Genomic DNA, 21,416 nt, shown 5'->3' with positions numbered 1-21,416 from the left:
TGGCACGACCAACAAACTAAAAAACTATAACCATAAACTATCAAACCATAACCAAAAACTAACAACCAAAAACTAAAGATCATGGCACAAATATTAACAAAACCAGTAATTCAAAAAAAACGATATACTATTAAAGATTATCAATTGCTTGACGAAGGAGCGCCCTATCAACTCATAAACGGAGAATTAATTATGACACCATCACCCACTACACCACATCAGGAAAGATCTGTAGATATAATATATCAGATCAGGCATTTCCTGAAAGCAAATCCAATTGGAAAAGTATTTAGCGCACCTACAGATGTCTATTTTGATGAGCATAATGCACTTCAACCTGATATTATTTATATTTCCAGGGAAAGAATAGATATTATTAAAAAGGCTGGTATTTATGGCGCACCAGATATGATTATTGAAATCCAATCCCCTTCTACCGGCTATTATGATACCAATTCAAAGAAAAAAATATATGAAAGATATGGAGTAAAGGAATACTGGCTCATTGATCCTGCCGATAATGAAGTGATTGGATATGAACTGGTAAAAGGAAAATATAAGGAATTTTACAGAGGTACAGGTAAATTTACCTCTAAAGTATTAAAACTTGATATTTCTGTTAATTTGTAATAAAACAACATAAAAATCATGCCACTAACAACTACAAAACCACCCATCAATAAAACAGTTGCAGATCCAAATGGGTTGGACAAAAGACAGCGGTTGAATGTCCGGAAAACCTATAAGATTTACATTGGCGGAAAATTTCCCCGAACCGAATCAGGCAGATATTATACCTTGAAATCAGGAACCGGCCAGCCGCTTACAAATATCTGCAGGTGCAGCCGCAAAGATTTTAGGGAGGCAGTTGTTGCAGCCAGGACTGCTTTCAAAGACTGGTCTGGCAGGACTGCTTTTAACAGGGGCCAGATATTATACCGAATGGCTGAAATGCTGGAAAGCAGGAGAGCGCAATTTCTTGCCGAAATTACCTGGCAGGGAGCTACTTCATATCAAGCTGAAAAAGAGGTGAATGCAGCCATTGACCGCCTGGTCTATTATGCTGGCTGGTGCGATAAATTTCAACAGATTTTCAGCAGTGTAAATCCGGTAAGTGATCCTTATTTTAATTTTTCTGTACCCGAACCAACGGGAATAGTCTCCATCATTGCCCCCGAAGACAGCTCTTTGATCGGTTTGGTATCGTCCATTGCACCGGTGATCGCGGGCGGAAACAGTTGTGTTGTCCTGGCTTCCGGATCAAAACCGCTGTGTGCTGTTACTTTTGCCGAGGCGCTCAACTCCTCAGACCTGCCGGGAGGCGTTGTGAATATCTTAACAGGATATAAAAAAGAACTGATCGCTCATTTTTCTTCCCACATGGATGTAAATGCTGTGATGTATTGGGATGATGATACAAAAACAATTCAGGAAATTCAATCCAACGCTACGGTGAATGTAAAACGGGTTATATTACACAAAGGAAAAGACTGGATGAGTAAAAATGCGCAGAGTCCTTATATGATCATGGATACACAGGAGATCAAGACTACGTGGCATCCAGTAGGAATATAAAAAATTGTAACTATGAAAAATCTTATAATAATAACTTGTATATCCGCTTTGATGATAAAAGCGAATGTTTCATTTTCTCAGAGGAACCTGAATCAAAAGGATTTTAAAAGTAAGTCCAGTGTTGATTATAGAGAACAAAAACAATCAAATTATAACGAATTGAATGCACAACATTTATTTGATATGGATAAGAGTTATCAACGAACTGATCTTCTGGGAATCAAACAATATGTCAGAAACAACGAGATGATTTTTGAAGTGCGCACTCTCATGAATGTAAAAGCAGACCGTTTTTTGGTTGTTTTCAATTTAACCCAGATTGGTGAAACCGCTGCTGGAACAGACGAACTTATCAATTCCAGAATTGAGGGTTTTACTAATGCTATCAAACAGTTAGGAATTACTGATAAAGATATTTATATTGACATGATCTATCTGATCCCAACCTTTGAATTTGAAGTTGAGAAAAAGCTTTTCAGTAAAACCTTTAACGAGGTACCCACTGGATTTGAAATGCAAAAGAATATTCACATCTCGTTTGCAGACATTGATAAAGTTGATGACTTGGTTACACTCGCTGCAAAGAATGAGATCTACGATCTCGTTAAGCTCGATTTTTTTGTGGATAATACCGGAACCGTGAATGATAGCATAAGAAATAAGTCTGTAGAATATTTGAATAAAAAGCTGGCGTCATTTAAAAAACTCAATTTGACCTTGAAAGACAAATACCACGTTGTTCGGGAAGCATCACATGCCATATATCCTGAAACACAGTACTCGGATTATGATGCTTTTGTAAGTCAATCTATCGATGCCGTGAGGATGAAATCAGGAGTGACTAAGATAAGAAAACCAAAAACAGTAGCTTACGATCAAATACCTTACAATGAGTTTAGTATTATTATTAATCCGGTTATACTGGAACCGGTTGTACAATATGTTTACATACTACAAGTAAAATACACACTCGATAAACCAGAAGAAAAAAACAAGAACAATTATATGTTAATCACTCCAAATGGAGACATCAAAAAACTTGATATTCAAGAGTAAATGTAATTATTATTTAGCCGTTAAGGGTTCTACTGTTACAAATGATCTGTTTTTCCTCCCTTTTTTAAATTGTACGGTACCATCAATCAAGGCAAAGAGTGTATGGTCTTTGCCCAAACCAACATTTTGAGCTGGATTGTGTTTGGTACCTCTTTGACGTACAATAATATTCCCGGCTTTGGCAAATTGTCCACCAAATATTTTCACACCTAATCGTTTACTGTGTGATTCTCTTCCGTTGTCGGAACTGCCGGCTCCTTTTTTGTGTGCCATGATTTATTTAGTGATTTATTGTCTAGTACTAAGTTTCATAATAAAGAGTATTTAAACAATAATTCAGTTAATATTGGTTAATATTGGTTAATAGACGATTAATAACGGTTACTTTTTGAAACGGGTTTTCCATAATACTATTTTTTTATCTCTTTGATAATTTCATTTATAGATATGGCATAAACTTCTGTTTTTACCATAGAGTCAGCAGGAAGTCCAAAAGACATTAATCCAATTAGTTTATTTTGAGAAATTAGTGGCCCTCCCGACATCCCAACATTAGCAATAAAGGATGGTTGAATGAAGGTTTTATCTGTAATTCTGAGGTCATTAGAGTTGACAGTAACTTTTTTAACAGACAATATTTGTCCTTTTTTATCAGACTTGCTACTTTTTAAACTATAATCATCAATTATTAATTTGCTTCCCCAATGAGCTTTTGTAATTGGCATATTAATAATATGTCCATAATTAAAAACTAAGTCATTTATTTTTATTACTTGTTCAGTTACTTTAAAATCGCATTTTATCTTCTCATACAATTTTATGAGAGTTGTTTCAATATTCTGCAATGGTTTTAAATCCTCTTTTTTTAGCTCTATGATTTTTTTTGTTCCACGTTTCACTAACCAAAATTGTACATGCTTGAATCCTGGATTTGGTAAATAATTGGTATTATTTAAAACATGATTTGCAGTTATTGCTGTTGAATCATTTATAAGAAAAGCGGTGCCACATATTCCTCCTTCTACAGGAGTTTCGCCCACTTTATTATATGAAATTTTCACAATTGCAAAAACTGAATTCTCTAACTTTAGTTGACAGTCTTGCATGTATATTCCACATGCTTGTGTCAAAATAAATAATATTAGAGAAGAAAGTAAAATAGTTAATTTGGAAATCATCTCTTTAGAAGTGTTAAATAATTGCCACCAACAGTCGGTAATAAAAATGCCAGCTTGCACATAACAAAAAGATAACACCAGTTAACAGTCGGTTAATATCGGTTGCGGCAGCATCATTCATTTGAAAATGTCATGTTTTTATTTTAGTATCTTTTTTAGCTACTTTTTTCTTAGTGCCGCTTTGTTTAGCTTGTGATTTAGTCTCTGCTTTTGTTGGTATTTTCTTTGCAGCTGCTTTATCTACTTGTACTTCTTTGGTTTCAGCCTTCTCCTTAGCATCTGCTTTAGACATTCCATCAGCTTTCAACTGTATTTTTTCAATTAATATTTTTGTGAAATCCTGACGATGTCCATTCTTTACCTGGTAACCCTTTCTTCTCTTTTTCTTAAAAACGATTATCTTATCACCTTTTTCATGGGATAATACTTTAGCCGATACCAGCGCACCCTTAATAATGGGCTGCCCTATCGTAACTTTTCCTTTATCGTCTATTAAAAGGATTTGATCAAACTCAACCTTTGCTCCTTCTTTTTCCTGGAGCTTGTTGGTATAAATAGATTTGTCTTTTTCTACTTTATATTGTTTGCCTGCTATTTCTGCTATTGCGTACATAGTAATTAATTTATTGCTGTTTAACGGCTCTATGAATGTAGGGCTTTAGAACTTCGTCAGTGTCCACCATCAAGAAGTTTATTGAAAGCAACAAACTCTCTGCAACCCTTGTCAGCCCTATGTTTTTTATATTTTGTTGTGAGCAGGCTGTTTTCTACTTCTTTTAAACTCATCTGCAATAGCCTTTAAGTCTGCAAAGTACTTTTCTTTATTTTTATGATACTGATCTGTCATTTTTTTTCGAACAGTTCTCATAAATTCAACAGCCTTGAAATTGTCAATTGTCGTTATCTTCATATGTGATTTCTTTTGGTGTTCTGATATCTATTGTTGAATATCCGTATTTTAGATTTATTGAGTTATACTGTCTTATTTTAAAAAAGTTTACCATATGCCTGAAGTTCCAGCTAACCAGAGAATCTACTTTTAAAATTGTTGCTATAGCAATATGTTGTGCATCTGTATAGGATTTTTCTGTCAGGGCACCTTCTGCAATATATTTGTTTGCTAACTCATCTTGCTCTTTTGTTATTTCAATAAAGTCTAAAAAGTCAACAGGAATTTCATTGGGTAGTTCTCTGACTTTTTCCGGAGCGTCTTGAAGTTCCCCTAAAGTAATGTTTGATAAAATCGCAGTAAATCTACCTTCTTTAATTTGAGTGATAAATGGTACTGTCCATTCGCTGAATTCCTTATCATAATATCCACCCCAAACAGAGGTGTCAACATAAAATTTCATTTTTCAAATTTACAATATAATTTTAAACTTTTTAGATTGCACATAGATTAGGTTTCCTCATTACTTTTTCGTAACACAGAATATGCAAATTTAATTAAAGTGCAAAATTACCATCTTTTCCATTAAAAACAAATAACAGGCTCAAAAATATATTGGTCATTTATTATAAAAGATTGAGTCAATTTTTAATGCAAGGTCAATATCATCTGTTTGAATAAAATCAGGATTAATTGATATTGCTTCTAAAAGATCATCTTCTGAATTTACCGTCCACAATTGGATTTTGAGTCCTTTTTTTCTAAGCAAACTGATATGATCAGAACTGATTTCCTCATTGAATTTGTATTTAAAAGATATGCCTGAATAACCTTTCTGTAAAGCTATGCCCATACCTCTTTCAAAATCACCGAAAGTTGCTAAATAGGATTCAATCCCATTACTATTCTTTTTCAAATAGCTCAAAAATGTGGCGGTTTCAGATTCAACCATTACATTATTTATCTTATACATGTCAACAAGGTCAATAATTTCATCAGCAATATCATTTAATATTCCTAATGCTGATAAACTATTCTCTGAAGCCTTTACATCTAATGAAATATATTTTTCAGGGTAATATTCAGCGATATACTGAAAAATGTCTTTAAGCATTGAGTAATCCAGACTGTCTCCCTTACAACTATCTATTTCAATTATTACCATGTCAGTTGTTTCTGCAAATAAACCAGGATCAATAATACCACATTTTTCTAAGCTGGCGCTATGAGATAACCATATAGTTCCGTCTTTACTTAATTGAATATCTACTTCTACTCCATTAAGTTTATTTAAACCATATTTCACAGCATTTAAGGTATTTTCGGGCTGAATTGAACTACCTCCACCCTTATGAGCTAAAAACATTGTCTTAACATCTTTATAAGGTTTATCCGGATGGTAATTTATTTTTTTACATCCGGATAATAAAAGTAATAATATCAATACCTTTATATATTTCATTTTATATTATAAAATAATTCTATTCTAAAGTTAGGCATAATTTTATAAGGCCAACCTACTTCTTCAAAGGTTTTTCTTTTATTGTAAAGAACAAGATTAAATAATGGTCCTATATCAATTAGACTACCAATTTTATCAGTAAAATAAATGTATTTACCTAAACATGGAGACCATGATAAAACTTTCCAGAGGTAGTATTTATCCTCTAAGTTCCAATATATTATTTTATTAATAAAAAACCAATTATTTATCTTATTATTGTTATTAAATATTGATCTATCATATTCTAATTCTATTGCATAATATTTTTCATTATTAAGTAAATGAAAGTTTGAACCAATTGATAGACCAATTATATTATGTTGATCAATGATATGTTTCATTCCAATATTAATTGCTTCATAAAATCCATATCCAAAATAGATTTGTTTATTTTTTAATACTTGAGCATTACCTAAATTAATGCTAAAAAGAATGATTACTATATACAATAGAATTTTCATGTTGAATAATTTTTTATAAGTCATCAAAAAAGATCACGAATTTACTACCAGTTATATTAAAAAGCAAATTATCCCCTATCAGATTTTTATAAAGGTCAAAATAAATTTTATTATAAAAAAGATTATTAGGTTTCAAATAAATTGTTGTATATTTGTGCCCCATATAATGCAGTATAAATTCCAACAGCCTCTTGCAATTTTCTGCATTAGTTTTTACAATATCATCCCAACCCCGGGTACTCGGGGGGACAGGGCAGACAAGTTCTTTTTTTAACCCTAAAAATAACTAAGAATTATGAGCACAGAAACCATGACCCTTGTTGAAGAACCATTGTTAAAGGAAAACCCGAACAGGTTCGTATTATTTCCCATAGAACATAATGACATCTGGGAAATGTATAAAAAAGAAGAAGCAAGCTTCTGGACAGCAGAAGAAATAGACCTCAACCAGGATATTTCTGACTGGAAAAAGCTAAATGACGGTGAAAAACACTTTATTTCACACGTACTTGCTTTTTTTGCTGCCAGTGATGGCATTGTGAATGAAAACCTTGCTGTGAATTTTATGAAAGAAGTACAGTACCCCGAAGCAAAATGCTTCTACGGGTTTCAGATCATGATGGAAAATATCCATTCTGAGACCTATTCTCTATTAATTGATACCTACATTAAAGACCCAAAGGAAAAAAACAGGTTATTAAACGCGCTGGAAACCGTACCCTGCGTCAAGAAAAAAGGGGAATGGGCTATCAGGTGGATCGAAAGCGGTGACTTTATAGAAAGACTTATTGCCTTTGCAGTCGTTGAGGGTATCTTCTTTTCGGGCAGTTTCTGTTCTATTTTCTGGCTCAAAAAAAGAGGGTTAATGCCGGGTTTGAGCTTCTCCAATGAATTAATATCCCGCGATGAAGGTATGCATTGTGATTTTGCCTGCCTGCTTTATACCAAATACATTAAAAATAAACTTTCTAAAGAAAGAGTTTATCAACTTATTGAAGACGCAGTAAAAATTGAACAAGAGTTCGTAGTTGATGCACTTCCCGTTAAACTGATTGGTATGAACTCAAAATTGATGTCACAGTATATTGAGTTTGTAGCTGACAGGCTGCTGGTTGCGTTGGGTTATCCAAAAATATATAATTCAACCAACCCATTTGACTTTATGGAAATGATCTCGCTGCAGGGTAAAACCAATTTCTTTGAAAAAAGAGTAGGAGAGTACCAAAAAGCAGGCGTGATTGGTGAAAAAGAAAGTCAGAAGTTTAGCTTGAATGAGGAGTTTTGAACTCAGTAGGCAGTTGACAGTAGACAATGAAATTCAAAAAAAAAATTATAACTTGCAAAAAAGTTTTAAAACCATAGGGCATCTCTAAAAACTACATATTTTTTAAAACACACCCCTTGCCCCTCTTGATAGAGGGGAATGTATGGTGTAGTTTTTAGAGATGCCCTATAGATACTTAAGGTGTGCGTGCTAAGACTTGAATTATTTTATCTAAATACTAAAATATCAATACTCAATACTTTTAAACCATGTACGTAATCAAAAGAGACGGCAGACATGAATCTGTCAAATTCGACAAGATCACAGCACGGATTGAGAAGCTGTGCTATGGGTTGAACATGGAATATGTTGAATCCGTTGATATCGCTAAAAAAGTCATTGAAGGCATCTATGAGGGGGTAACTACCGTAGAGCTTGACCAGCTTGCTGCCGAAACTGCCGCTTCTTTGACCACCAGGCATCCTGATTATGCTAAATTGTCCGCCAGGATCGCTGTCTCTAACCTGCATAAACGCACCAGTAAGTCCTTTTCAAACACGATGAAAAGGCTCTATACCCATGTAAATCCTGAAACCGGTGAAAATGCGCCTATGATCGCTAAAGATGTCTATGAAGTTATACGCAAAAATGCCGCCTTGCTTGATTCTACTATCATTTACGACAGAGATTTTCATTATGATTATTTTGGCTTCAAAACTTTAGAACGATCTTACCTCTTAAGAATGGATGGCAAAGTTGTAGAACGTCCCCAGCACATGCTCATGCGTGTGGCTCTGGGTATTCATAAGGCTGATATTGATACTGCTATTGAGACTTATGAATTGCTATCTGAAAAATGGTTTACGCATGCTACGCCTACCTTATTCAATGCAGGTACTCCTAAATCTCAGCTCTCTTCGTGCTTCCTGCTTACGATGAAAGAAGACAGTATTGAAGGTATTTATGACACGCTGAAACAATGCGCCAAAATCTCGCAATCTGCTGGCGGCATCGGGTTGAGTGTTCATAATATCAGGGCAACCGGATCATATATCAAGGGTACGGGGGGCACATCGGATGGCTTGGTGCCAATGCTAAAAGTGTTTAATGATACGGCAAGATATGTTGACCAGGGCGGTGGAAAAAGAAAGGGCGCTTTTGCCATATACCTGGAGCCATGGCATTCTGATATTTTTGAATTCCTGGATCTGAGAAAAAATGTAGGCAAAGAAGAGCTCAGAGCAAGAGACCTGTTTTATGCTCTCTGGATTCCTGACCTCTTCATGAAAAGAGTTGAAGATAATGAAGAATGGTCATTGTTTTGCCCTAATGAAGCGCCAGGACTGACAGAATGCTATGGTGAAAAGTTTGAAAAGCTGTATGAAAAATATGAGCGCGAAGGCAAACCGAGAAAAGTTGTGAAAGCACAGGAACTCTGGTTTGAAATATTGCAAGCTCAAATCGAAACCGGTACTCCTTACATGCTCTATAAAGATGCGTGTAATCTAAAATCAAATCAAAAGAACCTGGGTACTATTAAATCCAGCAATCTTTGCACTGAAATTGTAGAATATACCTCACCTGATGAAGTTGCTGTCTGTAATTTGGCTTCCATTTCATTACCAAAATATGTGATTGATGGCAAATTTGATCATCAGAAATTATATGATGTGACTTATATAGTTACTAAAAACCTCAACAAGATCATCGATATTAATTATTACCCTGTTGAAGAAGCCAGGCGGTCAAATCTGCGTCACAGACCCATCGGTATCGGTGTTCAGGGGCTGGCTGATACTTTCATCATGCTCAAAATGCCCTTTGATTCAGAGGAGTCAAGGGGGATAAACAAAGACATATTTGAAACAATGTACTTTGCTGCAATGACAGCATCCAATGACCTGGCAAAAAAAGATGGCTCCTACGAAACTTACGAAGGTTCTCCTGTTTCACAAGGTATTTTCCAGTTTGATATGTGGGATGTTAAACCAGCTTCCGGAAGGTGGGATTGGGATAAGCTTAAAAAACAAGTTAAGAAGTATGGTGTAAGAAACTCACTTCTCTTAGCGCCAATGCCTACTGCCTCAACTTCCCAGATCATGGGGAATAATGAATGTTTTGAACCCTACACCTCAAACATCTATACAAGAAGAGTGCTTTCCGGTGAGTTTGTGGTAGTAAATAAACACCTGCTAAAAGATCTGATCAACTTGAATGTCTGGAATAATGAGATGAAGAATAAGATCATTGAGTTAAACGGGTCTATCCAGGATATTAAGGAAATCCCTCAAAATATCAAAGACCTTTATAAGACAGTCTGGGAGATCAAACAAAAAGCGATCATAGATATGGCTGCCGACAGAGGCGCCTATATTTGTCAAAGCCAGAGCCTGAATATCCACATTCAAGACCCTAATTTTGGCAAGCTTACTTCAATGCACTTCTATGCCTGGAAAAAAGGACTTAAAACAGGCATGTATTACCTGAGATCCAAATCAGCGGTGGATGCGATCAAATTTACTGTGGAGAAACAACCTGAAGCAGTATTAGAGACTGTTGAAACCAATAAAGAGAACCGGTCTGTCAATCCTCAGAAATCCTCCGGAACCAAATCAGCAAAGTTGAAGCTTCATAAAGAGTCAGTGAAAGTGAAAATCAGCGATATGCAATGCTCATTGGATGATCCTGATGAGTGTGAATCTTGTGGAAGCTAATCCAGTTGACAGTAGACAATTGACAGTTGACAATATTGCCTACTGTCAATTGTTAACTCTTGAATATAATTGCAGATTTCTTCTTGAGGGGAAATTTCATATCATAATCCACTTCCACATTCCCTTTGCTGATATTTAATAGCTTGCTTTTCAATACCCGCTTCTGCAAACCGGACAGGTGGTCGGTAAATAAGACCCCTTCAAGATGGTCGTATTCATGAAGAATGATCCTTGCTTTTACCCCTTCAAATTCTTCTTCATGCTCATTCCAGTTTTCATCAAAGTAATGTACTCTCACAATTCTTTGCCTGGTAATTTCCTCTCTTATAGTGGGAATGCTCAGACATCCTTCAACATAACCCCATGCTTCTCCATTTTCGGATAAGATCTCCGGGTTTACAAAAACCTTTTTAAATTCAGCGATTTCTTCTTCTTCGGCAGCATTTTTACCGTCAACTACAAACAATCTTATACCCATATCTATTTGAGGAGCTGCCAGTCCTACACCAAACGCATTGTTCATGGTCTCAAACATATCTTCTGAAAGCTTCTTAATATCAATTGACCCTTCTTCAATCTCTTTTGTGACTTTCTTAAGAATAGGATCTCCGTATGCTACAATGGGGTAAATCATGGAATTGAAAATTAATAGTGCAGGGCCCCGCCACAGGCGGGGCTCTGCTCTATGCTCTATGCTTCCTGCTTTCTAAATAAGATTGCAAAATGATGGTTGCACTTATTTTATCCACGTTTGCTTTATTTTGCCTGTCCTTTTTTTTCATTCCCCCTTCCAACATAGCTTGTTGAGCTATTTTTGAGGTAAATCGCTCGTCACATAAATGAATTTTTTTGCCGGGGAATTTTTTTCCTAACTGCCTGACAAACATCCTGACAGGTTTTGTTGCGTGGGTGTCCGTGTTATTTAACTTTTTGGGAAGACCCACTACAAAACTTTTTATATTTTCTTTCTCATTATATATTTTTAAAAACTCAAGAATATCTTTTGAATGAATTGTTTCTAATGGTGTTGCAATAATTTCAGAAGGATCGGTAACAGCTATTCCCACCCGTTTAGTACCATAGTCCAGAGCTAATATTCTTCCCATTTATATTTAGTGATTTTATAATTTCATTTTTAATAAGCACATTCAACCTTAAAGTGCAGAGCAAAGTTAATAAAAAAGTTTTAATATGAACAAAACTATAAGAGAGCATTGCAAAACCAATTAGTTAATATTAAATTTGCAGCCTGGAAGCTAATAAAGCCAAACCATATGAAAAGTCTTTTAACTGTTTTAGTGATCATTATTAACATTGCCTTGCAAAGTTATGCCCAATCCAACCCCAATTCTTTTTATAAAAGCGGGATTGATAAGATCAATAAAAAAGATTATATCAAAGCAATCGGAGATTTTACCAGTGCAATAAGTACTAAACCCGGCTATGCAGATGCGTATTATCAAAGAGCCAGGGCAAAAAAGCTCCTGGCAGAAAGTGTAGGATTTCATAATAACGAACCTTGTTATGACCTGGTGGAGGCGTTAACTTTTGGAAATACCCCTGCTTTCACAATGCTTGAAAGTGATTGTATGAGCGAATGTTTTCATTTACTATCAGCTTTCTTTGAACCTGAAATAGTGTTTTGTGCAGACTTTAGCTCAAAAATTTTGTATGACCTGCCGGAAAACTCAAAGAAGATGATAAACATATTAAAGCTAAATTTATATAATAATAAACTTGCTCAGTTACCCGAAGCTATTTCTAATTTCAAAAATCTCATTTTTATGGACCTTAGCAGCAATAAATTAACTTCGCTTAGCCAGGCAATTGGAAATAACACTAAAATTAAAGGACTAAACCTTAACAAAAACCAGCTAACCACACTGCCTGATGAAATTGGTAAATTAACACACCTGCAGCATCTTTTTCTGCGGAATAACGACTTAAAAAATATCCCTGCCTCAATTGGCAATTTACACTCATTGGTTGAATTAGACCTTGCATTTAATGAACTTACTTCTATGCCTGGCGAAATAATAACTTTAAAAAAATTAACCACACTTAATCTTGTCGGAAATCCACTGAATCATGTGGAAAAAAAGAAAATTAAGGATTCACTGCCTGGTTGTACGATATACTTTTGATAGTAATTCAATGGTAATTCAATGGTAATTCAATGGTAATTCAATGGTAATTCAATAGTAATTCAATAGTAATTCAATGGTAATTCAATGGTAATTCAATGGTAATTTGTTGGTAATTCAATGGTAATTCAATGGTAATTCAACCGAATTACAACCGAATTACAACTGATTGACAAGGTATAAATTACAAACCATCCAAGTTATGAATAAGAAAAATCACGAACTTATCAGATCAGAGAAAGCCCCGGAACCAGTTGGACTTTATCCCCATGCACGCAGGGTTGACAACTTACTATTTTTGTCAGGAGTAGGGCCAAGAGTGCGTGGCTCAAAAGATATACCGGGAGTTAAATTAGATAAAAATGGAAATATAATTGATCATGATATTGCCAGGCAATGCCACGCTGTTTTTAAAAACGTAAGGCAGATATTAGAAGATGCCGGCTCGGGTTGGGATAAATTAATAGATGTTACAGTATTTCTTACCAATATGAAAGATGATTTTGAAATTTACAATAAGATCTATGGGGAATATTTCAAAGACAACCAGCCATGCAGAACAACCGTAGAAGTGAAAAGCCTCCCTACGCCTATAGCCATTGAGCTGAAATGTATTGCGCATAGCGCATAGCGTAGAGACGCCCAATTTGGACGTCTCTACGCTATGCGCTATGCGCATTTAAATTGCTACTCTCTTAAACCCGGAAACTGTCAACCCCTTTTGAACGCTATCCAGCAATTGAGCTACAGTTTTTGAAGGGTCTTTTACGAACTTCTGGTTTAATAAAGTATTATCCTGGTAGAACTTATTGAGCTTACCACGGGCAATTTTTTCCTGAAGATCATCCGGCTTTCCTTCTGCTTTTGCCTGCTCTTTGCCAATTTCTATTTCCTTTTCTATTATTTTGGGATCAATATCATCTTTATCAACAGCAATAGGATTCATGGATGCAATTTGCAAAGCGACATCCTTACCTACTTCAGTTGTATCAACACTATTTATACCTTTTAAGGCTACCAACACGCCAAGCTTAGCGTTAGTATGCACATACCCGACAACTTTTTCAGCTTTCACTTTTTCATAAGTACTGATATAAACTTTTTCACCGATCTTTCCCATGAGGTCGGTAAGATACTCATTAACGCTTTTATTATCAACAGAAAGTTCTAACAGTTTTTCAATGTTATCAGGGTTCTTTTCATGAGCAGCATCAGCAATTGTTTCACCTGATTTGATGAATTCCTGATTGCGGGCAACAAAATCAGTTTCACAATTCAATGCTAATATTATACCTTCTGTAGCGCTGGTATTGGTTCTGATAAAAACAGCTCCTTCATAGGCTTCTTTGTCTGCCCTGGCAGCAGAAACTTTCTGTCCTCTTTTTCTCAGGATATCAATTGCTGCTTCAAAATTCCCTTCAGATTCAATGAGCGCCTTTTTACAATCCATCATTCCGGCACCGGTCATCTGCCGCAGCTTATTAACTTCATTGGCTGTAATTGTCATCATTTTGAATGTGTTCATGTGTTCAAGAGAGATAGTGTAGCAACAATTTAATTACGCAATATTGTAATCATAAAATATATTATTACAAATTAATGTTGCAAAACTAAATTGTTGCTACAGATAGCATTAACACACGAATACCTGAACACGTTGAATTTATACTTTCACAGGTTCTTTCTTTGCTTTTTCGTTTTTCCCAGCTTCTTTTTTTGCTTTCTTTTTTATTGTTTTAGTTCCTTTGCTATCACTTGTTGCTTGTGTGGAGCCAGCCGAAACAGGCTTTCTTATTCTCTTAGGTTTTTCTTTTCCGGGAGTTTCATTTTTTACTGCCTTCTTTTCAACTTCTCCACCTGCCTGCACTAAGGTTTTGTCTCCCGGGTGAGAGGGGGAATTTTTTTCTTTTTTGAAGGCGGGATCGTGCGTACCAGTCCCGAATACCCGGGATTGTTTTACTTCTGAGCCTTCATTGTCTGTTTGTACCTTTATGGCTTCCTGATCTTTCCGACTTGCAGCGCTGGACAGGTCGTCAGGCTGGCTTTCCCCGGTATCATCAGATCCTTCAGTCTGCCCTTCCCTGGATTTATGTTCTTCTTCCCTAATCTTCTTCCTTTCTTCCAGTCCTTCTTCAATTGCTTTACCGAATATAGAGGTTATAACAGCAATTGCTTTTGATGCATCATCGTTAGATGGGATAGCAAATTGAATTTGCTCAGGATTGGAGTTCGTATCTACCATCCCATATACCGGGATATTCAATTTAGTAGCTTCATTAACGGCAATAAATTCTTTTTTCACATCTACTACAAATAATGCTGTAGGGAGCCGGTTGAGTTCACTGATGCCACCTAAAACTCTTTCGATTTTTTCCTTTTTTCTTGTCTTCATCAAACGCTCTTTTTTTGTAAAGTTCTTATAGGTATCTTCCTTCATCATCCTATCCAAAGCAGTCATTTTTTTAATGGATTTCCTTATAGTAGCAAAATTTGTAAGCATTCCCCCAAGCCATCTTTCAGTTACATAAGGCATCCTCAGCCTTTTTGCTTCCTCCTGGATAGCACCTTTTGCCTGTTTTTTAGTTGCTACAAAAAGGATCTTTCTGCCAGTTCGGGCTACATTTTTAATTGATGTTGTGGCTTCCTTTAAACATTCAATGGTTTTATTCAGATCAATGATGTGTATCCCATTTCGCTCCATAAAAATATAGGGAGCCATCCTGGGATCCCATTTTCTTGCCAAATGACCAAAATGAACCCCTGCGTCTAATAATTCTTTGTGACCGATATTGTTGGACATAGATTTGTAATTTATAATTTATAGTATCGAAATCTCAATGTTTTTAAACATTTGTACTTCAATTTATCTTTCTTGTTTTTAATAATCAGGTTCTGGGTACTTGGTTCTGGGTTGTCGATATTCATTGTCACTTCGTTTTCCGAGTACCCAGTGCCAAGCACCCAGTAGCTTTATATAATTTTTACTTTGTTCAATTTTTAGTAATTTTATTTTTTAATCAACTTGCGAATTTATGTTCTAACGTTTACACCACTGGAAACTCCTCCTGGCTTTTCTTTTACCGTATTTCTTACGCTCAACCATCCTGGGGTCTCTTTTCAGAAAACCTTCCTTCTTTAGTGTTGGGCGGTATTCTGAATTTACTTCGCATAGCGCCCTGGCAACAGCCATTCTAACTGCTTCTGCCTGGCTGTTAACTCCCCCGCCTTTAACATTGATCTTTATATCGTATTTGTCTTTTTCTTCTACAGCATTCATTGGTTGATCTATAACATGCTGAAGCAAAAAAGTAGGAAAGTATTGTTTATAATCTTTTTTATTTATGAGAATTTCACCATTGCCTGGTTTCAAATAAATTCTTGCTATTGATGTTTTTCTTCTGCCTACTGTGTTTATTGATTTCATGGTTTACTTAGTAATTAAAATTTTAGTTCTTTCGGTTGCTGAATGTCGTGAGGATGCTTACTGCCTTCATAAACATATAAGTTCTTAAATAATTTTCTCCCTAACCTGTTTTTGGGCAACATCCCTTTTACGGCTCTCTCAATGAGTTTTGGCGGAGACTTTGCTACCAATTGTCGCGGAGTTGTTCTTTTTTGGCTCCCAGGATAGCCTGAATGAGAAAAATACTCTCTTTTATCCCATTTCCTTCCTGTAAGCCGCACCTTTTCTGCATTGATCACAATCACTTTGTCTCCACAATCTACATGCGGTGTGAAATAGGTTTTATGTTTTCCCCTGATCATACTTGCAACCCTGCTTGATAACCTGCCTAAAATCGCACCATCGGCATTTACAATAAACCAATTCTTTTTTACGGTTGCTTTATTTGCCGAAATAGTTTTATAACTTAGATAATCCATTAAAAAAATAGTTGGTCCCGCCTCAGGCGGGAGCAAAAGGCAGTTGGCAATTAGAGCTCAAATTGCCAATTGCCAATTGCCAACTTTTTTAGTGTTACTTCAAACACGCTGTAAAAAGGGTGGCAAATATAAGTAATTCATTTATAATGCAAAAGAAATAGTGTTAATTTTTTTTAATATAATTTTTACATCAATACCGGCTTATCATTATTTTTGTATTTTTGCATTCTTTCAATACATTAACTGCAACAAGGATCCTGAATTTTCCACAGAGAGTACCTAGGGAAAAGGCTGGACAAGTTGTTACGTTACTTATGATCAAACGAAAAACAGCATTTTTGTTCATTTCACTATTAATAATTTTTTGGAATATTTCCAAAGCTCAGGAAGCTTCAATAAAGTTGGGAAAAAATAACATCGCCTCCAATGAAATGTTTACAATCACGATCACTGTAAAAAATCAGGGCCTGAAAAAATACAGCCCGTTTCCTGATATTCCGGGGTTTATTAAAAGAGGTACTTCTTCCTCTCAAACTACAAATATCATCAGCGGAAAGATCACTTCTTCACAAAGCATCACTCAAAATTATTTGCCTGAGAGGGAAGGCACACTTCCGTTAAAGCCATTTACAATGGTAATTAATGAGAAAAAAGTCACTTCAAACGGAACTATCATCAAGGTAGGACCCCCAAAACAACAAAAACAACATGATCCGTTCGCTTTTGATCCCTTTGGTCGCTTTTTCGGTAAAAAAAGTCAACCTGAAGAATTTATTAATGTGAAGGAAGATGCTTTTTTTGCACTCACCACCAATAAAGATGAAGTTTACGTAGGTGAAGGTGTGACTACCTCACTGGCTCTGTACGTTTCAGCCAGGAACAGAGCGGAAATGCACTTTTATGAGCTGGGTAAACAACTTACTGATATGATAAAAAAAATAAAGCCGGAAAACTGCTGGGAAGAAAATTTCGGTATTGAACAAGTGCAGCCTGAGCCTGTCAAAATAAACAATAAGCCATATACGAGGTACAGGATTTATGAATCTGCTTTTTTCCCGCTCAATACAGAACCCCTGCAGTTCCCTTCGGTTGGTCTGAAAATGATAAAGTACAAGGTAGCAAAAAATCCTTCTTTCTTCGGTAACAACAAGAAACAGGATTTTAAAACCTTCTGGACCAAACCCAAAATAATCAATGTCAAAGAGCTCCCTCCCCATCCCTTGAAAGATATTGTTTCTGTGGGTATTTACAGGCTGGAAGAAGAAACAGGAGCTAAAGAAATTAATACCGGTGAAAGTTTTACTTACAATTTTAAGGTTGTAGGTGAAGGAAATATTTCAGCGGTAAACAACCCTGAAATACCTAAAGATATCAGGATTGAATTTTATCCGCCCAATATCAGGCAGAGCATCAGGCGAAGCTATGGACGCGTGGTGGGTGAAAAGTTGTTTAGCTATTATGCTATTCCCAAAGAGCCGGGTGAATATAACCTGGGTAACTATTTTAGCTGGATATACTTTAATCCCTGGAAAGAGCAGTATGATACGCTACGCTCAGATATTAAAATAAATGTTACGGGGGAGAGCTTTAAGAATACTTATATCAGCTCTAATGATCTTGGAAGCTTTTATAATAATATTCCTTTTGAAGACAATACACTCATCAGTTTGAATAGTAACGGGTATATTAACCTGATAGTGAATGTGCTGATATTGCTCATGGTAGTGGTTACTGCGATTTTTATGTTTAAGAAATGATACTAATAAAAAAATGCTAATCCCGCAAATATGCGGGACTAATGATACTAATAATGAAATCTATATTAAGAAGCAGAGTAAAAATATTCGTATAATTAGTCCCGAGTACTCGGGATTAGCATTATAAATAATTATATTGGCATCAGAGAATTAATATGAGCAACTCCTACGGAAAAATCTTCAAAATCACCACTTACGGAGAATCACACGGCAAAGCAATCGGGGTAGTAATAGATGGCTGCCCTGCGGGTATTAAAATTGATCTTTCATTTATACAAAAAGAGCTGGATAGAAGAAAACCCGGCCAATCCAGCATAACGTCTCACCGTAAAGAAGGGGATGAAGTACAAATCCTTTCAGGAATTTTTGAGTGTACTACTTTGGGTACACCCATTTCTATGCTGATCCGGAATAAAGATGCAAAATCTCAGGACTATGCTCATATTGCGGATAAATTCCGCCCTTCCCATGCAGATTATGTTTACCAGGAAAAGTATGGCATAAGAGACTATAGAGGTGGGGGACGCAGCTCTGCACGCGAAACTGCTGTAAGAGTAGCTGCCGGGGCTGTTGCTAAACAGTTGTTATCTGAAATTGATATGAATATTCGTGCTTTTGTTTCGCAGGTGGGTCCGATAGAATTAACAAAAGATTATAAAGCATTGGATTTGTCGCAAACAGAACGTAACATGGTAAGATGCCCTGATAAAGAAACCGCAGATCTGATGGTTGGCTACATTGAAAAAACCAGGAAAAGCAGGGATACTACCGGCGGTGTAATAACTTGCGTCATCCAGGGCGTACCAACCGGGCTAGGAGAGCCGGTGTTTGATAAGCTTCAGGCCGAATTAGCCAAAGCTATGCTCAGCATCAATGCCGTAAAAGGTTTTGAATATGGCAGCGGTTTTGAGGGAGTAAGGATGTACGGTTCAGAGCATAATGACGCTTTTTATACAGAAAATGGCAAGGTTAAAACCAAAACAAATTTTTCAGGAGGTATCCAGGGAGGCATCTCCAATGGCCAGGATATTTATTTCAGGGTTGCCTTCAAGCCTGTGGCTACCATTATGAAAGACCAGGAAAGTATTGATGAGAAAGGGAACAAAGTTATTATAGAAGGTAAAGGCAGGCACGACCCCTGTGTGGTGCCGAGAGCTGTGCCTATTGTAGAGGCAATGGCGGCAATTGTATTGGCGGATTTTTATTTGAGGAATAAAATTTCTAAAATTGAAAACTTATTATAATTTTAAAAGTAAGCTTATTTGTCATTTGGCAAATAAATAATAATTGTTTACCTTTGTATCTATCTTCAATAAAATTAAGAAAAAATGAGCATCCAATACCTTATCGATAATAAGGGCAAAACAACTGCCGTAGTGCTGCCAATTAAAGAATGGCAGACTATTCAAAAGCAATTAAATAACGCTTTGGATGAAGAAGAATATAAGGAGCCTACCAAAGAAGAAATTTTAGAAAACATTAGACAAGGGCTTAAAGAAGTTCAACTTATTGAACAAGGTAAGCTGAAATCCAGACCTGCTAAAGATTTTATAAATAGTGATTACCAAAGTTAAAATTGTTAAACAAACCGTCTATATGTTTTCTATTTATAGTAAGGGCGAAAAAGATGATATTTCTGATAAAGAGCTTAAGGAATTTCTAAGTGAGATACCTGAATAAGAATTCCACCTAATTTATGAAAAAAATAGCAATACACTGGAAAATCCTCATTGGCCTGGTGCTTGGAATAATATGGGGCCTGGCAGCAATTTCATTCGGCTGGACTGAATTTACAAAATTATGGATCAAGCCCTTTGGAACCATCTTTATCAACCTGCTGATGCTCATTGCTGTTCCTTTGGTATTAGCATCCCTGATAAAAGGAGTATCTAGTCTGAGTGATGTAGCAAAGCTCTCCAGGATTGGCGGAAAAACCATTGGACTTTACCTTGTCACAACGGTTGTGGCTGTAGGCATCGGTCTTTTACTTGTAAACACGATCAGGCCCGGTGATACTTTTTCTGAAGAAAAAAAAGAGCAGCTTAAGGAACAGTATGCATCAAAAGCTTTTGAAAAACAGCAAACGGCTGACCAATATAAAGAAAGGGGTCCGCTTGATTTTTTTGTTGATATTGTTCCCAAAAATATATTTTTCTCTTTTCAGGACAACAAAAATATGCTCCAGGTCATTTTCTTTGCTATCCTGTTTGGATTTGCACTGGTGCTAATACCTGAAAATAAGGCAGGCCCCGTCATAGATTTCTTTGATGGGGTGTTTGAGGCGATTATAAAAGTAGTAGAAATAGTTATGAAAGCCGCACCGATTGGCGTATTTGCATTATTAGCAGGCATCATCGTAGATTTTTCCGGGGATGTATTAGAGCTTCTAACAGCATTATTGATCTACTCCTTTACAGTAATAATCGGTTTGGTATTCCTGGCTTATATCCTTTATCCTTCTGTTCTCCGGGTCTTCACAAAAATGAAATATGGAACTTTTTTTAAAGGCATCATACCTGCTCAATTGGTAGCTTTTTCTACAAGCTCCAGCGCTGCAACCCTGCCCGTAACGATGAAACAATGTGAAGAAGATCTGGGAGTTTCTAAAGAAATAACCAGCTTTGCTTTACCATTGGGAGCTACCATTAATATGGATGGTACCAGCCTATACCAGTCCATTGCTGCTGTATTTATTGCCCAGGCATTTGGGCATGACTTAACCATTGCTCATCAACTGACCATTGTTTTAACTGCTACTTTGGCTTCCATCGGAGCTGCTGCTGTACCTGGTGCCGGAACAGTAATGCTGGTGATCGTATTGCAGGCTATCGGCATTGATCCTGCCGGGATCGCCTTGATATTTGCCATGGACAGACCCCTGGATATGTGCAGAACAGTGGTTAACATTACCGGAGATGCTACGGTAGCGTCAATTGTTGCAAGTACGGAAGGACAGCTTGACATTAATAAATCTTCTTAGTAACTTAGTTTT

Annotated in this window: 23 protein-coding genes; 11 read left to right on the top strand and 12 right to left on the bottom strand. The window is 36.3% G+C overall.

Annotated features, from left to right (window positions below):
• Positions 1-81: 81 nt before the first annotated feature.
• The 3 genes from FVQ77_08675 to FVQ77_08665 are packed head-to-tail and all read left to right on the top strand — an operon-like array spanning position 82 to position 2,631.
• The gene (locus FVQ77_08675; protein MBW8050395.1) at positions 82-630 is read left to right on the top strand and encodes a Uma2 family endonuclease; all 549 of its coding nucleotides are present in this window, start codon (positions 82-84) and stop codon (positions 628-630) included.
• An 18-nt stretch (positions 631-648) separates the two neighbouring features.
• Entirely contained in the window at positions 649-1,575 is a 927-nt protein-coding gene (locus FVQ77_08670; protein MBW8050394.1) for an aldehyde dehydrogenase, read from the top strand.
• 12 nt (positions 1,576-1,587) lie between these two features.
• Positions 1,588-2,631 (top strand): DUF541 domain-containing protein, encoded by a 1,044-nt coding sequence (locus FVQ77_08665; protein MBW8050393.1) that lies wholly within the window; start codon positions 1,588-1,590, stop codon positions 2,629-2,631.
• A gap of 9 nt (positions 2,632-2,640) precedes the next feature.
• Here the strand turns inward: FVQ77_08665 and FVQ77_08660 are convergent, their stop codons facing one another.
• From FVQ77_08660 to FVQ77_08635, 6 genes are all read right to left on the bottom strand, one after another.
• Complete coding sequence (locus FVQ77_08660; protein ID MBW8050392.1) at positions 2,641-2,904, bottom strand: 50S ribosomal protein L27; 264 nt, start codon at positions 2,902-2,904, stop codon at positions 2,641-2,643.
• A 137-nt stretch (positions 2,905-3,041) separates the two neighbouring features.
• Entirely contained in the window at positions 3,042-3,809 is a 768-nt protein-coding gene (locus FVQ77_08655; GenBank protein MBW8050391.1) for a S1 family peptidase, read from the bottom strand.
• A 130-nt stretch (positions 3,810-3,939) separates the two neighbouring features.
• Positions 3,940-4,422 (bottom strand): 50S ribosomal protein L21, encoded by a 483-nt coding sequence (gene rplU / locus FVQ77_08650; protein MBW8050390.1) that lies wholly within the window; start codon positions 4,420-4,422, stop codon positions 3,940-3,942.
• 277 nt (positions 4,423-4,699) lie between these two features.
• The gene (locus FVQ77_08645; GenBank protein MBW8050389.1) at positions 4,700-5,161 is read right to left on the bottom strand and encodes a type II toxin-antitoxin system VapC family toxin; all 462 of its coding nucleotides are present in this window, start codon (positions 5,159-5,161) and stop codon (positions 4,700-4,702) included.
• A 156-nt stretch (positions 5,162-5,317) separates the two neighbouring features.
• Positions 5,318-6,160, bottom strand: coding sequence for a glycerophosphodiester phosphodiesterase (locus tag FVQ77_08640; GenBank protein MBW8050388.1), 843 nt, complete (start codon positions 6,158-6,160; stop codon positions 5,318-5,320).
• The gene (locus tag FVQ77_08635) at positions 6,157-6,663 is read right to left on the bottom strand and encodes a hypothetical protein (protein ID MBW8050387.1); all 507 of its coding nucleotides are present in this window, start codon (positions 6,661-6,663) and stop codon (positions 6,157-6,159) included. Before FVQ77_08635 ends, FVQ77_08640 begins: the two co-directional genes overlap by 4 nt.
• Positions 6,664-6,973: 310 nt before the next feature.
• Between FVQ77_08635 and FVQ77_08630 the strand changes: the two genes are divergently transcribed.
• Together FVQ77_08630 and FVQ77_08625 are read left to right on the top strand one after the other, a co-directional pair.
• A complete protein-coding gene (locus FVQ77_08630) occupies positions 6,974-7,948 on the top strand; it encodes a ribonucleoside-diphosphate reductase (GenBank protein MBW8050386.1) in 975 nt (324 codons plus the stop codon).
• 248 nt (positions 7,949-8,196) lie between these two features.
• Positions 8,197-10,641 (top strand): ribonucleoside-diphosphate reductase subunit alpha, encoded by a 2,445-nt coding sequence (locus FVQ77_08625; protein MBW8050385.1) that lies wholly within the window; start codon positions 8,197-8,199, stop codon positions 10,639-10,641.
• Between the two features lie 52 nt (positions 10,642-10,693).
• Here the strand turns inward: FVQ77_08625 and FVQ77_08620 are convergent, their stop codons facing one another.
• Positions 10,694-11,275: a peptide deformylase gene (locus FVQ77_08620; GenBank protein MBW8050384.1), complete on the bottom strand. Its 582-nt coding sequence runs from the start codon at positions 11,273-11,275 to the stop codon at positions 10,694-10,696.
• A gap of 49 nt (positions 11,276-11,324) precedes the next feature.
• On the bottom strand, positions 11,325-11,747 hold the full coding sequence (gene ruvX, locus FVQ77_08615; protein ID MBW8050383.1) for a Holliday junction resolvase RuvX: 423 nt from the start codon (positions 11,745-11,747) through the stop codon (positions 11,325-11,327).
• Between the two features lie 168 nt (positions 11,748-11,915).
• On the opposite strand from ruvX, the gene FVQ77_08610 reads away from it, so the two are divergent.
• Positions 11,916-12,785 (top strand): leucine-rich repeat domain-containing protein, encoded by an 870-nt coding sequence (locus tag FVQ77_08610; GenBank protein MBW8050382.1) that lies wholly within the window; start codon positions 11,916-11,918, stop codon positions 12,783-12,785.
• 202 nt (positions 12,786-12,987) lie between these two features.
• Positions 12,988-13,416, top strand: coding sequence for a RidA family protein (locus tag FVQ77_08605; GenBank protein ID MBW8050381.1), 429 nt, complete (start codon positions 12,988-12,990; stop codon positions 13,414-13,416).
• A gap of 48 nt (positions 13,417-13,464) precedes the next feature.
• On the opposite strand, the gene FVQ77_08600 is transcribed toward FVQ77_08605, so the two are convergent.
• The 4 genes from FVQ77_08600 to rplM all read right to left on the bottom strand — a co-directional run bounded on the left by FVQ77_08600 (position 13,465) and on the right by rplM (position 16,667).
• Complete coding sequence (locus tag FVQ77_08600; GenBank protein ID MBW8050380.1) at positions 13,465-14,292, bottom strand: elongation factor Ts; 828 nt, start codon at positions 14,290-14,292, stop codon at positions 13,465-13,467.
• A 156-nt stretch (positions 14,293-14,448) separates the two neighbouring features.
• Positions 14,449-15,585 (bottom strand): 30S ribosomal protein S2, encoded by a 1,137-nt coding sequence (gene rpsB / locus FVQ77_08595; GenBank protein ID MBW8050379.1) that lies wholly within the window; start codon positions 15,583-15,585, stop codon positions 14,449-14,451.
• Between the two features lie 237 nt (positions 15,586-15,822).
• Positions 15,823-16,209 (bottom strand): 30S ribosomal protein S9, encoded by a 387-nt coding sequence (rpsI, locus tag FVQ77_08590; GenBank protein MBW8050378.1) that lies wholly within the window; start codon positions 16,207-16,209, stop codon positions 15,823-15,825.
• A 14-nt stretch (positions 16,210-16,223) separates the two neighbouring features.
• A complete protein-coding gene (rplM, locus tag FVQ77_08585) occupies positions 16,224-16,667 on the bottom strand; it encodes a 50S ribosomal protein L13 (GenBank protein ID MBW8050377.1) in 444 nt (147 codons plus the stop codon).
• A gap of 314 nt (positions 16,668-16,981) precedes the next feature.
• Between rplM and FVQ77_08580 the strand changes: the two genes are divergently transcribed.
• The 4 genes from FVQ77_08580 to FVQ77_08565 all read left to right on the top strand — a co-directional run bounded on the left by FVQ77_08580 (position 16,982) and on the right by FVQ77_08565 (position 21,404).
• Positions 16,982-18,424 (top strand): protein BatD, encoded by a 1,443-nt coding sequence (locus FVQ77_08580; protein MBW8050376.1) that lies wholly within the window; start codon positions 16,982-16,984, stop codon positions 18,422-18,424.
• A gap of 155 nt (positions 18,425-18,579) precedes the next feature.
• Complete coding sequence (gene aroC, locus FVQ77_08575) at positions 18,580-19,668, top strand: chorismate synthase (protein MBW8050375.1); 1,089 nt, start codon at positions 18,580-18,582, stop codon at positions 19,666-19,668.
• Between the two features lie 84 nt (positions 19,669-19,752).
• Positions 19,753-19,998 (top strand): hypothetical protein, encoded by a 246-nt coding sequence (locus tag FVQ77_08570; protein MBW8050374.1) that lies wholly within the window; start codon positions 19,753-19,755, stop codon positions 19,996-19,998.
• A 122-nt stretch (positions 19,999-20,120) separates the two neighbouring features.
• A complete protein-coding gene (locus FVQ77_08565) occupies positions 20,121-21,404 on the top strand; it encodes a dicarboxylate/amino acid:cation symporter (GenBank protein ID MBW8050373.1) in 1,284 nt (427 codons plus the stop codon).
• The last annotated feature ends 12 nt before the right edge of the window (positions 21,405-21,416 follow it).

Source organism: Cytophagales bacterium (genome assembly GCA_019456305.1).
Classification (GTDB): Bacteria; Bacteroidota; Bacteroidia; order Cytophagales; family VRUD01; genus VRUD01.
This window is presented reverse-complemented; position numbering and strand designations above follow the sequence as displayed.